Genomic DNA, 13,719 nt, shown 5'->3' on the forward strand with positions numbered 1-13,719 from the left:
CAGCATCGCCCCCCATTAAAGCCCCCGCCTTTTGCGTATCACACAAGTTGGTATTGACATTATGATACTGTCGTATCACAATCTCAATGAGATCAATGATACTTCCGGAGTGAAGGATGCCACCGACAAGACCCACGGCGCCAGAAGGCCACCTTGTGGGATACGCCCGCACATCAACCACAGATCAAAAGGCGGGGCTGGCTGCGCAACAGCGGGACCTATTGGCCGCAGGTTGCCGGAAGATATTCCACGAGGAACTATCTTCAGTCGCTACGAAACGCCCCCAGTTAGATGCGGCTCTGGAGTATGTGAGGGATGGGGACACCTTTATTGTCACGAAGCCGGATCGGCTAGCACGCTCGACGCTGGACCTGTTGCAGATCGCTAAGGGCCTTGAGATCAAGGGCGTTGCGCTTCGCATCCTATCGCTCGATCTCAACACCTCGACGCCCACCGGCAAATTGATGCTTACCGTGTTGGGAGGCATTGCGGCGTTTGAACGCGACCTCATGCTTGAGCGCCAGCGGGAGGGCATTGCCAAGGCACAAGCCGAAGGCAAGTACAAAGGCCGAGCCCCTACCGCCCGGCGTAAGTCAGCTGACGTGCTTCGCCTGAGGGCCGAAGGGCTTACTGCAGATGCCGTTGCTGATCGGCTGGGGATCGGCAGAGCCAGCGTCTTCCGCATCCTTAGAGCCGATGCAGCGCTGAAGCGAGAAACTCCATGAAGCGTGTTGCGAAACGATACGTTGATCCGGCAACCGACAAGACCAGCGCACACTACCTAACGTCTGCTGAGGAACTTGGAGCGAAAGAGGTGGAACGTCGGCTGTTTCGTCAGGCCGTTAACGACTTCGGCGTTCAAACCGCCAACCTGGAGGCGCTTCTGAAGCCCGCAAACTGGCTAACGGCGCGTCCATCCGTTGAAATCCACGCCTACTATAACCAGCTTAGCAATCTCATCGTTGCTTGGCACCCCGGAGGCGGCCGCGAGCAGTTCGCCCCAAACTATATCAGCCGTGTCGAACACGAATTTCTCATACGACCCGCCGAGTACCGGCGACCGCGTGGCGAGTTGATGTACGTGCAAGAACCCTTTGGCTGTGGAGGTCCTGCGGAGAGGTCTTTGCTGCTTGGATTCGCTGCACGGTACCGAGAACTCCTCACTGAGATCGCTTCCCACATCGTCATCACAACATGTATTCAGCTACGTGTGGACGCTGGCGGACGCAGCAAAGGACATAGGCTAGATATAAGCAAACTTAAGGAATATCCTTAGCATCTTTGATGAAATACCGTAAATTCTCCACAATCGGCTGCTATATTTCTGCTTCCTATACCAGCGTGGAGCCAGTGCTACTTCCGCGCTCTCGATGAAACCAAGAGAACTACATTGACCAGCCAACGGGGAAACCCAACAACGTGGATGACCACCGATCGAAGTAACCGCACAACCCTTACCCAATTTCGGAAGCTTCGGAACCAAGCTCTTCCATGCAGCCATAAAGGTTGCACCCATCAGCGCGCAGGGCTTAGCCGCTTCTGCCGGTCCCATGCGGATAGGCTGCGGGACATTGGAGACCCAATTGCCACGGTGCCGAGCCTTGAGGAACTTGAGGTTTTCACCAAGGCCGTTGTGCGATGGATTGAACAGGACTGCCTGCCGATGCAGCGAGACCAGATCGAGCAAGAACTGCGCTTTCAGTCCCGGAAGTTCAACCGGCCAGAGAGTTGGGCCGTGCCACCCGGTGACTTGCACCGCAGGATCACCCAACGAGGCCGTGCCGAGATCGTCAAAGCTACCATAGCCAAGAATGGCGGGGACTTCCGGGAATGGTTCATTCGCGCGACAGCGGTCGAGGGCTGGGCCTTGCTCCACTTCGATGGCCTCCCCGAGTTTCGGAAAAGGTTCGTAGAGACCCAGGCGGGAAGCTGGGCGACCCAGAGAGGCACCCCAAGCCGCAAGTGGACCATGCCTGTAATGACGAAAGACACGACGACAATCCTTTACACGGCCAATGGCCCAAGACACCCGACTGTCTGGTCTTCGCACACGCAGTTGCAGCGGAAGAAGGTGTCCGGCACGGTCCAGCGGCTGCTTGGCGCTGACGCTCTGGCTGCGGCAAAGAGCTCCTTGCACCTTGGAGTGTCCCTATGGGATCAGCCGGTGAAATCACCAGTTGGCGAAGGCTACCTGACGCTCCTCGCATCTATGCGTCTCGGCTCACACAGAGCTAACGCGGCCTGAGCGCAGCGTCCCATACCATTGCATCAAGGGAAGCCTGTCCTTGACTCCTCCTGCTTCTAACATTGACGATCTAGATACAGCAGAAGCTATGGAGGCAATCGGAAAGGCGCTTGGCACCAACCCGACGGCTCCTCAGGGTGAGCCTAAGACTCTCGACCTCGACCAGCTGCGCACAATCGAAACCGTCTTCCAGCCGAGGGATTTGACTTTTCGGGAGGGAGAACACGAAGCTCACGTTGAGGTCTTGGCGAAGGCCATCGGAAGACGTGAGAAGCCCAACTACCTTGAGCCAATCACCGTGTGGTGGGGCGGATCGGGCTGGTACATTCTTGACGGGCACCACAGGCGGCTCGCCTACGCGCGAGCGAAAGTCGTAAAGAATATTCCAGTCCGCGTCTTCAAAGGTGGCCTTGAGGAGGCCCTAGGCGAGTCGGTCGCCCTCAACTCTAAAAACAAGATGGCGATGAGCCTCCAGGACAAGACGAATGCCGCCTGGAGGCTCACTGCTCGCACTGACTATTCCAAGAGCCAAATCGCACGCGAGTGTTCCGTCGCGGAAAGTTCCGTGGCCAACATGAGGAGGATCAAACGAGAACTGACCAAACAGGGCGTAGCTGCGGACCAGATGTTAGCAATGAATTGGGGAGAAGCCCAACGCGTGGCTAGGGGAGAGGAAAGGCCAGAAATTAATCAGGACTCTGCAACAGAACGACGCGCCCGAGGCTACGCCAAAAGCCTAGCGCGAGCACTGAAGGATAGGCCCCATAAAGACCCTGAGGGTTTCGCGAAGGCTCTCCTCATGTTGGACGAGAGGCTCCCTGGGAGACTGCTAGAGACGGAAGCTTGGACCGATGTCCGTTTAACCTATCTGCAGGATCAGGAGGACCTCGCCGAAACAAATAGCGACTATTAGAGGTGCATCCATACATGTGCATTTTGCACAGGCAGTCATATTTCCCAGTTTAGCAACGATGTGGCAGCATGAGCGTCCAACCGAGGGCAGAACATGGCGTCAAACCGAGATCTTTGGCCGGAGCAATTCGAAGACGACGCCTTTCCTGCGTTTCCATGCCCATCGTGCCGCCCTGGCCGATTAGAGCTGGACAAAGCTACTCTGAAAACGATTAGGCTGGGGAGCGCCGATCGAGAGCATCGAGCCAAAGGTTACTGGGCCGAAAACGATGCGGGACGGTTCACCTGCACGTTAGTTTGTAGCAACCGCCGGTGCCGCGAAGTGGTTGCAGTCATGGGCGATGCCTCCTCGGATGAGTTCGGGGCGCACCAGCTAAGCTCTCTACGACCTCACTGCTTGTACCCTGGCCCACCTTTGATAGACATTCCTGATGCTGTGCCTAAACCTGCAGCCGAAGCGATGAAGCAGGCGTTCACCGCGTTTTGGGGTGACCGAGGATCGGCTGCGAACCGGCTGCGCATCAGCGTTGAACGGATCATGGACGCGGAAGGCATCAAAGCAGCGGGCCTCAAGCTACATGAAAGGATTGACCTATTCGGGAAAGCGCAACCTGACTTGATGGACACGCTCGACGCGCTTCGTCACGTGGGCAACCTTGGAAGCCACGACGGGAACGTGAGTCGCGAAGCTATTCTCGATACCTTTGAGGTGTACCAAGAGTGGCTCCGCAACTACTACGGCAAATATCCCGCTCGGATTAAGGGCCTCGTCGACAAACTCAATGCAACAAAGGGCTCTTATTAAAGGCATCAGCGAAAGCGTTGAGGTGCGGCCACGTCGCCCCAATTCGCTTGACCGAGAGATACACCGCTGCTACCTCTTGAGATACACCAAAGCGGCATACACTTTGGGGAGAGATCGCAACAAAGCGATTGAAAATAAAGAGTTTTCTGGCAATCTCGCCCTCAGTTCGATTTGATCAAACTGTCCGGCCCGGGGAGCCAATCGCCATTGAATTTCACTGAATAAACTTCCGATTCTACAAGCCCGCGGCGCTAGATCCGGCAGCATGCGGCAACGGTCAAGCCCGGCCGGGTCAGTCTGAGATAATTTGGTAGTGAAGGATTTGGGCGTCGCCGAGGGACGATCTCCGTCCAGGCGAGATGACGCCGGAGCCGAAGAGAAGAATATCTTCGCGGCGCACGAATACCTCATGGTCGGGTCCCATCGACACAAAGGTGCCCGACGAGCTTCGCTCGATAAGCACGGCCTTGCCATTCGAAATGGTGAAGGTCGCGTGGTGCCTTGAGACCCAGGGCCGCTGGATGACGATGTTGCATTCCGGGGATCGGCCGATCGTCACCAACTCGTTGTTTCGGCAGGATCGCAACTGATCTCCATAGCGGATGACCAGATTGATCTGCCGCGGCGGGGCGGAGCGTCTCTCGATAACCGTGCCCCGGCTGACGATTTGCGTACTGAGGGCCCGATCCTCGCTCCCCAGGGTATAGACATCAAAGAGTTCTTGCTTTCCCTTGAAAGCCATTTTGTCGAGGAGCCGCAGGGCACTGCGGCTATCCGCGCAAAGGGCTTCGAAGAAGCTCTGGCTGATCAGCACCTCCCCGGGGTTGGCCGTGGTGGACAACCTTGCGGTGACATTGATGACGTCTCCGAATACCGCGCCCCGCGCGCGAATGACCGCCCCGAAATGCAATCCGATACGGGCGTGCAACGGCCCTTTCGTCAGTTCGCTGCTGATTTGGAAGACGGCCCTCAGCGCCGCCTCCGAACTCTCGAACAGGCTGAGCACGTCATCGCTCTTCGAGTAAATGAAGTCACCGCCGTGCCGGGCGACGATCTCGCGTATCGCGTCGAGGCAATCCGAGATCTGCTGCAGAGCTGCATCGTCGCCGATGCGCTCATAAAGCGGCGTGCTGCCCACGACATCAGCTAGGAGGACTGCGGCCAGAAGTCTTTCCTGATCCATCGGCTCGTATCCGACCAAGAACGCAACGTATAGCATAAGTCGCCCTCCTTGCCCGCCTGGGAGCCGGTGCTGTGGCGTGAGCATCTTGCACGGACAGGCCTTGTTGCCGCCTCGGCAACTGCACAAGAGACTTTCCACGGCTATGATTGCACGGATGACTGCTCGGGCCACGAGGCCGGCTATGATTGAGCGGCAAGGGGCGCTATCGCCGATGAACGAGATTGCGATGGTGATAGCCAATCGTTCGACGAAGGCTGCCAAGCGTGCGTTGAGGAGCAGGCAGATGATGCGGTCCGGAACAGCATCCCGAAAGCGAGGACGAGGATAATAGGCGCGGCTACGGGCCGGCTCAGGGCAATGCTGGGTGGCGCCCGCGTGAGACGAACGGGTGGAGTGTATCATTTTAATACAATCCTCAATTTGTAGACTCCTGCCATGCATCGGCAGCTAGTGTTCTCCGTCCAGGCTAATGGAGGGAGCCGCGGACCGGGAGGAAAAAGATGTCCATCCAAAAGGAAGACTATCGCACGAACCGGGCCGACTATGCCCTTGCCGCGAAAGGCCAATCGGCCGTCGATGTGGGCCGCAACGAGATTCTGGAAAGAAGAAAGAAGACTGTCTGGCTAAGAGATCCGCGAATCGCCAGATTGGCCGCAAATCCGTGCGAAAGCCTTCGAGGACCAAAACCCAGACCGCGCGGGAATTAGCGACGTTGCTTCACTTATGGATGCGTGCCCCATCATAGCGGCAGGAGCGTATAGCCGGTGCCGTATTTCGTTTCCTAGGCCCGCCGGCTAGGCCCAGCCCTGTTGGCTGCCCGCTTTGTGAAATCACGGACGCGTTCCTTGCTGCTCCAAGTCCTCCGAGTTTTGTAAGTTGTCATGCTGTTTCGCTGCGCGATCGAGATCGCCAACGGTATAGCCGGTGGATTGGATGCGGTAGAGTCACGAACGTTCTGCTCTAGGTCTCGGGCCTTGTATCAAAGGGGAGATGGTTCCAGGCCGAGACCTGTGGTCCGCGCCGGCGATCGCGCCTGCAGCGAACCGAGTCTGAGATAGATGGCAGGCACGACGAAGAGGTTCAGAAGCGTTGACGTGATCAGCCCGCCCAGAATGATGATGGCCATCGGATGTTCGATTTCCTGCCCGGGAATGTTGCCGGTGACAACCAGGGGGACGAGCGCAAGACCGGTCGCCAGCGTCGTCATGAGAATGGGCGAAAGGCGTTCACGCGCGCCGCGCAGGACAAGTTCCGGTCCGAAGGGCTCGCCCTCCTCGCGCTCCAGATGCAGGAAATGGTGGATCAGAAGCACCCCGTTGCGGGCCGCGATGCCCAACACCGTCAGGAACCCCACGAGGCCGCCTAGCGAGATGATGCCGTCGCCCAGATACGCGGCGATGACCCCGCCGACCATAGCGGCCGGCAGTGACAGGAAAACCAGGGCAGCGAGCCTCCAGCTTCTCAAGGAGGCCTGCAGCAGCATGAAGATTACGACCGCGGCGACAACAGAGGCATAGACGAGCCTGCTTTGCGCAGCCCTGCGTTCCGCCGCCTCGCCCAGCAGCTGGGCATGATAGCCGAGCGGAAACTCGAACTTGGCCAGGCGCTCCTCAACCTCATGGACGACCGAGCCCAGGTCGCGGTCGCGCACGTTGGCATGCACGTCATGGCGGCGCGAGGCGTTCTCACGTTTTATGGTGCTGGCCACCGGGGCAATCTTGACTTCGGCAACGTCGCCGAGCCGGACCTGACCGCCGTCGGGGGTATCCAGGAGAACGTTCTGTACGTCGTCAAGGCCGCGCCGCGATTTGGGCGTCGACCATACCATGACGTCATACACCTTTCCGATGCGATGAACGTCGCTCACCTCGTGACCGGCGAAGATCACGGCAGCAGCGCGACGAACATCGCCGGGCTTGAGACCCCTGGAAGCCGCCTTGGCGATATCCACGGTGACCTGAATTTGCGGTACCGTCTTCTGCGGCTCCTCGTGTAGGTCAATCAGGCCCTCGATGCCGGTCAGGGCGTCGCGGACCCTCACCGCCTGCTCCCGCAACATCGCCGCGTCAGGCCCGAAAATCCGAACCACTATCGACTCGCCCGACCCGGTGAGCACTTCCTTCACGCGCTCGCGAAGGTAGGTCTGGACGTCGCGATAGATACCGGGATAGCCGCCGACCGTGTCCTGAACCGCTTTCAGGGTCTCGTCATAATCGACCTTCGGATCGACGCTGATCCAGTTCTCCGTGAAGTCGATGCCCACCACCTCGTCGGCCACCAGCGCCCGGCCGATGTGAGCGCCGAAGTTGCGCACCCCGGGAATGGATCTCAGTTCTTTGCTGGCAGCCACCGTCATCCGGTACATCTCTGCATGCGATGTCCCGGGCGGCGTCAGCCAGTGCATGAGGAAGTCACGTTCCTTGAAGGAGGGCAGGAGCGAGGTTCCGAGCAGCGGCCAAACGGCCAATCCCGCGACCACGACGAACGCGGTGATCCCAAAGATCGTGCGAGGAGCCGCGATGATCCGCGACAGCATGGCGGCATAGCCTCGCTGCAACCGCCCGACAAGCGGCGAGACGCGCTCGATCGGCGCTCCTTGAAGCAGGATAAGGCAGAGTGCCGGCGTCACCGTCAGCGCCACGGCCATCGAAGCGAGGAGCGCGATGGAATAGGACGTCGCCAGCGGTACGAAGAAAGTGCCCGACAGACCACCCATGAAGAACACAGGGACGACCGAGATGACGATGATGAGGGTCGCGGCGACGATCGGGCTGCGGATCTCGAGCGATGCTTCCAGGATAACTGATGCCACCGATTTGCCAGCGCCGCTGCGGCGATTCTCGCGCAATCGCCGCGTGATGTTTTCAACGTCGATGATAGCGTCGTCCACCACCGATCCCACCGCCACGACGAAGCCGGCCAGCACCATCGTGTTGATGGTCGTTCCGAGCCAGTAGAGAACAAGTCCCGCCGCGACCAGGGAGAGCGGGATCGCCAGCAGGCTGATGAGCGCCACCCGCCACTCGAACAGGAAGGCACCGAGAACGCAGACCACCAGGACCGATCCCACCAGCAAGGCCATTGTCAGATTATGGATCGAGAGCTCGATGAACGTCGCCGGGCGGAAGATCTGCAGGTCGACGTCGATGCCCTTGAGGCCGTCCCTCATTTCGGCGAAGGCGGCCTCGACGCCGCGCGTGACCTCCAGCGTATTCGCCCACGGGAACTTCTCGACGATCAGCATCATGCCGGGACCGTCATTGATCACAGCGTCGCCGATCGGCAGCGGTTCCCCCCAGGTGACGTCGGCAAAGTCCGCCAGTACCAGTCGCTCGCCGGCTTTTGACTCGACCGGAATTCTCTTGACGTCCTCCAGCTTCACGCTGGACGCTATGTCGGCGCCGACATACAATCGCTGGTTGTCGGTGTCGATGAAGCCTACGGTCTGGCTCTTGGCTGAGCTCGACATCGGCAGCAGGCCGAAGTCCAGCGCATCGGCCGAAGCCTCCATGACCTCGTTCAGCGTCACGCCGTGTTTCAGCATGCGTGCGGGATCGACCTGGATCTGCAGCTGTTTGAGCTTTTCGCCCCACATCGCCACGTTGGCGACGCCGGGCACGCGCAGCAGGCGGAAGCGAATCTTCCAATAGGCGGTCATCGACAGGTCGAGCTGAGTGAGCTCCTTCGACGAAAGGCCGATCTTCATGGTCCTGCTGGTCGACGACAAGGGCTGCAGCATGACGGGCGGGCTCGAGCCGAACGGCAGTCTGGCCGACGCAAGCTGCACGCGCTCCTGGACGAGCTGCCGGGCGTGCATGATGTCGGTTCCCCGCTTGAAGATCATGACAATGGAGGACAGCGACATCACGCTCTTCGAGCGGATGACGTCGAGTTCCGGTGTGCCGCGCAGTGCATCCTCGAGGGGAATGGTGATCAGCTCCTCGACCTCGGCGGTCGACATGCCGATACCCTCGGTCTGAATCTCCACCAGCGGCGGGGAGAATTCGGGGAAGACGTCCACGGGCATCTTGCGGAACACGTCCAGACCCAGCAGCACCATCAGCGCTGCCGCGGCCAGTACCAGATACCGGTATTTCAGATTCGTGCCGATGATCCAGCGGAACATGGCCCTGTCCTTTGTTCGGATGATTGGACGCCGGCTAACTCAGGCGTTCGCAAGCGACGGAATGTCTTTCACGCCCGCTCAGTGGCCGCCAAACTTCAATTCAACCCCCATCAGCTCGACCGCGCCGACCGACACGACCGGCGTACCGCGCGCTGGTCCGTCCGACAGCACTGCTATGTCGCCAAGGACGCGCTCGACAGCCACTTTTTGGCGGATGAAGACGAGCGGCTCCGGATTGGAGTAGAGCCAGCTGTCCCCGTGCTCGTCATAGACAACCGACGAGTAGGGCACGATCTTCGCCATGCTGCCGCTCTCCGGCGCCTTCATCGCCACGAACGCATGATCGCCTGGCTTGACGCCGCTGCTTGCCTCGAGGAATTCAAAGAACCGCCCGTCGTCCCGGTCCTTCACCGCCACCGGCCGCGCCGTGTAATATTTACCGGAGCGGCCTTGGCCGGTCAGCAGCACGACCACTAGACCGTCCTTATCCTCGTCCGCCGGGTTGGCGACGCCGAAAATCTCGGCAAACTCGTCGTGGTCGCCGGTCTCGTCCTCGTCATCCTCGTCGTCGACAACCGCGATCAACATCTGGCTTGCCGCGTCCACAGGCACCTTGATCAGGGATTGCCGTGCTTGGCCGCTTTCACCGGCCGGCGCGATGGAAGCCGTCTCCGTAATTGCATTCACCGACGGTTCACCGCTCGCAATCTCGACCTGGGCGTTCATCATCATCCACCGCTTGGCCGTCTCCTCCCGCAGCGCTTCGGTCTGGATGCTCAGTCGTTTGGCAGCCTGTTCGGTCAGAACCACGCGTGGAAATGGGGAACCTGCGACCTCTACCAGCTTGGCAGGCGCGCCTGCGGGCGACTCCGCGACCGCGAGGGGTCCCGTGGCAACCACGACGAAAGCCACACCGGCGACGAGGGATGACTTAAGAAAAAGCCTATTGCGAAGCATGTGCAACTCCTCCAAGGCGTCGTGAAACCGGGCCGGAATGGAGCATCATGGCCGGTAGGACGAACAGATTGATCAGGACTGAAATGACTGCGCCTGCGATCACGACCCATCCCATTGGATGCAAAATCTCCAGACCGGCGGCGCTGCCCATGACCACTGCGGGAAGGAAGGCGAGGCAGGTGACCAGCGTGCTCGTCAGCATAGGCGCAAAGCGCTCGCGCGCGGCCGCCGCGACACGGTCCGGCCAGGATTCGTCACCCTCCCCGGTCTGATCGACGCGGCTGGCCAGAACCAGACCGTTGCGGAGTGCAAGCCCGAGGACGGCGAGAAGTCCGGCAAGCGCCCCAACCGAAACGGTGCCCGTTACCGCCACGAGGATCGCCGCGACGCCACCCGACACTGCCACCAGCGAAAGGAACATGCCGGTCGCCAGTCGCCAGCTTTGCAGCGCCGCCTGCAGCAGGAAGAAGATCAGCACTGCCGCCGACGCTGCGAAGAGCGTCACCTGCAGCATGGCTGCACGGCTCTCGGCATACTCGCCCCGAACGTAGGCATGGTATTCGAAGGGGAGCTGCACCTTCTTGAGCTCTGCCGCCACGTCTTCCGCCACTGCCGTGACGCTGCGGCCTGCGACGCTGGCGTGAACGTCCATGCTGCGCGTGACGCCGTCACGCTCGATGGTGCTCAACTGCGGCACCATCCGCACCTCGGCGATATCGCCAAGGCGTGTATGCGGGCGATCAGGCGTTTCGATCAGAAGATTCTCGACGTCGGCGATGCTGCTTCGTGCGTTGGGAGCCCCCCAAACGACCACTTCGAAGACCTTTTGCTGCTCGAACAGATTGCCAACCTCGAGCCCGGCGAAGACCGTCGCTGCCGCGCGCCGGATGTCTCCCGGTTTCAGTCCACGTGCGGCAGCCTCCGCAACGTCGACCTTGACCTCGATTTCGGGCGAGAAAGCGTTCTTGTCGATGCGTACGGAGTTGATGCCGTCAACGGCGGCGATTCTCGCCGCGACGAGCTTTGCCTGCTCTTCAAGCACGGCCGTCTCGGCCCCTTCGATGCGGACCACCACTGGTTCGCCGGCGTCGGCGAAGATCCGCCCGGCCGTACTGGCCAGATAGCCTTCAACCTTCACCTCGAGGTCCGCGAAGCCTTCCATCGTGTCGCGAATTTGCGACAGTGCGGCGGCTCGGTTCCCCCGCTCGTCGAGCCCAATCCAGAGCTGCCCGGATTCGATGCCGGTGACCTGGTCGCCCGTGATGGCCCTGCCGAGATGGCCAGCGACAGAGCTGACTCCATCGATTGCGCGGACTTCGGATTCCAGTCGCGCCATCGTGCGGATCATGGCGGGCAAGGATGCACCCGGCGCGGCCTTGAACGAAACGCGGACGGTGCCTTCGTCAAAGGACGGCGACGGCGACCACTTCAGGGCGGGCGTCGCCGCGAGTAGCGCCAACGCTCCGAGACCCACGATCGCATAGGCAGGACCGGTCGTCGCCGAGAACCTCCCCAGCAGCCGCCCATAGGCCGCACCGAACAGCCGCGCCACCACAGGTTCGGACCTGTTTCCTGCTGCGCTGCCCGAACGGAAAAAAACCATCGCGAGGGCGGGCGCCGCCAAGAGCACGACGACCATGGCAGCGGCCACCGTGACGCCATAGGCCTGAGCCAGCGGCCGGAAGAATGCCGCGGTTTCGCCGTCGAGTCCGAGTATCGGAGCGACCGCCAGCAGACCGATCACCGCTGCATAGATCATTGGCTTGCCGATTTCGCCGATCGCATCGAATAGAGGCGCGGCGAGCGGACGGCCGCCACCGGCGCGAAGGCGTCGCCCGAGGGCCTCGGCAGCCACTACCGCAGTGTCGACCACGAGGGAAAGCGCGGCCGCGAGGCCGGCCAGGTGGATCAGGTTGAAGATCGGGCTGCTGAAATAGAGAGCGACAAGTGCCGCGACATACGACAGGACGATCGCGACGACGGCGACGCTCGCCGTGCCGACCGGCGTCAAGGACAGGAAGAGGGCTACGGACACGACCACCATGGCGGCGATCACCATCCGGACCAGATTGGCCAAGGCGCTGTCGACATAGTCGGAGGCGCGGTAGAGGGAGGCGTCGATGTCGATGCCCGGCATGCCTTGGCTCAACTCCGCGAGCGCAGCTTCGACCCCCGCTACGACCGCTTTGGTGTCGACGTTGGGAAGCTTCTCGACGACGAGGATGAGGCCAGGCTGTCCGTTGATCATCGCATCGCCGATCAGCGGCGGATGGCCTTCGACGACCTCGGCCACGTCTCCTAGCCTGAGCGCGGAAGACGGGACAGCAACCTTCGTCAGGTCGCTGGCCTTGCTGATCGGTTGCACATGCTGGATGCCGAGCCTCTGGTTCGGCGTGTCGATCCAGCCTCCGCTTCCGAGTACTGACGCTTCCAGATAACTGAGCGGCGAGACCCAGAGCGAATCCCCGGCGCTCTCTACGGCTTCATCGAGCGAGACGCCTGCCGATTCGAGGCGCTGAGGTTCGATTTGCACCTGAAGCTGGCGAGCGCGCTGGCCCCAGATCGCGACGTTGGCGACGCCCGGCACGCTGAGCAGCTTCGGCGTCATCGTCCACCGGGCCAGCACCGACATGTCGATCAGCGACACGGTCTTGGACGACAGTCCGACGATCATGGCGCGGCCTGCCGCCGACTTCGGCTGCAGCATGGTGGGCGGCTTCGAGACATTGGGCAGGGCCCAAGCCATCGTAAGACGCTCCTGCACCATTTGTCGGGCTTTCATCGGATCCATGCCGGGCTCGAAGGTGAGCAACACCGAAGCCATCCCCGGCACCGACTTGGAATGAATTGATTTGAGGAACGGCGTCGCGGTCAGAATCTCTTCGAGATTGATGGTCACCAGGCTTTCCACTTCGCCTGTCGACAAGCCGAGCGCCTCGGTCTGCACCTCCACGACCGGCGCCCCGAACTCGGGAAGAGCATCGGTTTTGGCTTTGGGAAGCAGAACGGCACCCGCCGCTACCAAGAGTAGCGCGGCTGCTAGGACCAGATGCCGAAATTCGAGACTCAGCTTGACGAGCGTTTGCAGCACGGCAACCCCCCGCGATTCCGCGGCGCGCGAAAGCGCGCCTGCGACAGATCAGAGACAGTCCCAAAGCGTATCATGCGGGAGGGCGCCGCATAATTAATCAATATTGCAAGGCGCTATTACCGTATATCCGGCGGGTCTCTAACTTTTGGAGTAGAGAAATAGTTCATACAAATTTATTAGGATAGCCACTCACGCCGTGAGTGCTCGCGTCGGTTGCATGCGCGTGTGTCTGTTTCCAGCGAAAGGCTGGACGTGCTCTGGCGCAATTTGCCTCGGTCGGGGAGTGCCCGAATATTGATTCGAGGAAGGCGAAGCGGGACCGCCAATTTGCTGCGCCGGCGGTCCTCGGGGGAGCGTACCGGGCGCGGAACAGCGAAGCAGTGTTGTAGAGATGCGACAC

At 60.6% G+C, this 13,719-nt stretch carries 9 protein-coding genes; 4 read left to right on the forward strand and 5 right to left on the reverse strand.

The genetic code is table 11. The annotated features are described in order from the left end of the window. Positions 1 to 116: 116 nt before the first annotated feature. Both CK222_RS22335 and CK222_RS22340 read left to right on the forward strand, forming a co-directional pair. On the forward strand, positions 117 to 725 hold the full coding sequence (locus CK222_RS22335) for a recombinase family protein (protein ID WP_095801881.1): 609 nt from the start codon (positions 117 to 119) through the stop codon (positions 723 to 725). Continuing rightward, a complete protein-coding gene (locus CK222_RS22340) occupies positions 722 to 1,276 on the forward strand; it encodes a hypothetical protein (RefSeq protein WP_095801882.1) in 555 nt (184 codons plus the stop codon). Before CK222_RS22335 ends, CK222_RS22340 begins: the two co-directional genes overlap by 4 nt. Here CK222_RS22340 and CK222_RS31850 read toward each other — a convergent pair. Next, positions 1,244 to 1,876, reverse strand: a complete 633-nt coding sequence (locus tag CK222_RS31850; RefSeq protein WP_141247111.1) for a hypothetical protein — start codon at positions 1,874 to 1,876, stop codon at positions 1,244 to 1,246. The two genes, CK222_RS22340 and CK222_RS31850, sit on opposite strands and share 33 nt — an antisense overlap. 409 nt (positions 1,877 to 2,285) lie before the next feature. Here CK222_RS31850 and CK222_RS22350 point away from each other — a divergent pair, with 409 nt between their 5' ends. Next, positions 2,286 to 3,158 carry a ParB/Srx family N-terminal domain-containing protein gene (locus CK222_RS22350; protein ID WP_141247112.1) on the forward strand — a complete coding sequence of 291 codons (873 nt, stop codon included), beginning with the start codon at positions 2,286 to 2,288 and terminating at the stop codon, positions 3,156 to 3,158. A 459-nt stretch (positions 3,159 to 3,617) separates the two neighbouring features. Continuing rightward, entirely contained in the window at positions 3,618 to 3,962 is a 345-nt protein-coding gene (locus CK222_RS32460; RefSeq protein ID WP_176477713.1) for a DUF4145 domain-containing protein, read from the forward strand. A gap of 292 nt (positions 3,963 to 4,254) precedes the next feature. Here CK222_RS32460 and CK222_RS22360 read toward each other — a convergent pair whose 3' ends face one another. The 4 genes from CK222_RS22360 to CK222_RS22385 all read right to left on the reverse strand — a co-directional run bounded on the left by CK222_RS22360 (position 4,255) and on the right by CK222_RS22385 (position 13,319). Next, positions 4,255 to 5,145 (reverse strand): FHA domain-containing protein, encoded by an 891-nt coding sequence (locus CK222_RS22360; RefSeq protein WP_176477714.1) that lies wholly within the window; start codon positions 5,143 to 5,145, stop codon positions 4,255 to 4,257. Between the two features lie 979 nt (positions 5,146 to 6,124). Then, positions 6,125 to 9,271 (reverse strand): efflux RND transporter permease subunit, encoded by a 3,147-nt coding sequence (locus CK222_RS22375; protein WP_067329506.1) that lies wholly within the window; start codon positions 9,269 to 9,271, stop codon positions 6,125 to 6,127. Between the two features lie 78 nt (positions 9,272 to 9,349). Then, entirely contained in the window at positions 9,350 to 10,228 is an 879-nt protein-coding gene (locus CK222_RS22380) for a hypothetical protein (protein ID WP_141247113.1), read from the reverse strand. Beyond that, a complete protein-coding gene (locus tag CK222_RS22385; protein ID WP_095801889.1) occupies positions 10,215 to 13,319 on the reverse strand; it encodes an efflux RND transporter permease subunit in 3,105 nt (1,034 codons plus the stop codon). The genes CK222_RS22380 and CK222_RS22385 overlap by 14 nt, the downstream gene beginning before the upstream one ends. Positions 13,320 to 13,719 lie beyond the last annotated feature (400 nt).

The organism is Mesorhizobium sp. WSM3866, assembly GCF_002294795.1.
GTDB lineage: Bacteria > Pseudomonadota > Alphaproteobacteria > Rhizobiales > Rhizobiaceae > Mesorhizobium.

Excerpts from the sequence above, each read along its gene's own strand:
- CK222_RS22335 (WP_095801881.1), top strand. The coding sequence starts at position 117 with ATGCCACCGACAAGACCCACGGCGCCAGAAGGCCACCTTGTGGGATAC.
- CK222_RS22340 (WP_095801882.1), top strand. The coding sequence starts at position 722 with ATGAAGCGTGTTGCGAAACGATACGTTGATCCGGCAACCGACAAGACC.
- CK222_RS32460 (WP_176477713.1), top strand. The coding sequence starts at position 3,618 with ATGAAGCAGGCGTTCACCGCGTTTTGGGGTGACCGAGGATCGGCTGCG.
- CK222_RS22360 (WP_176477714.1), bottom strand. The coding sequence starts at position 5,145 with ATGGATCAGGAAAGACTTCTGGCCGCAGTCCTCCTAGCTGATGTCGTG.
- CK222_RS22375 (WP_067329506.1), bottom strand. The coding sequence starts at position 9,271 with ATGTTCCGCTGGATCATCGGCACGAATCTGAAATACCGGTATCTGGTA.
- CK222_RS22380 (WP_141247113.1), bottom strand. The coding sequence starts at position 10,228 with ATGCTTCGCAATAGGCTTTTTCTTAAGTCATCCCTCGTCGCCGGTGTG.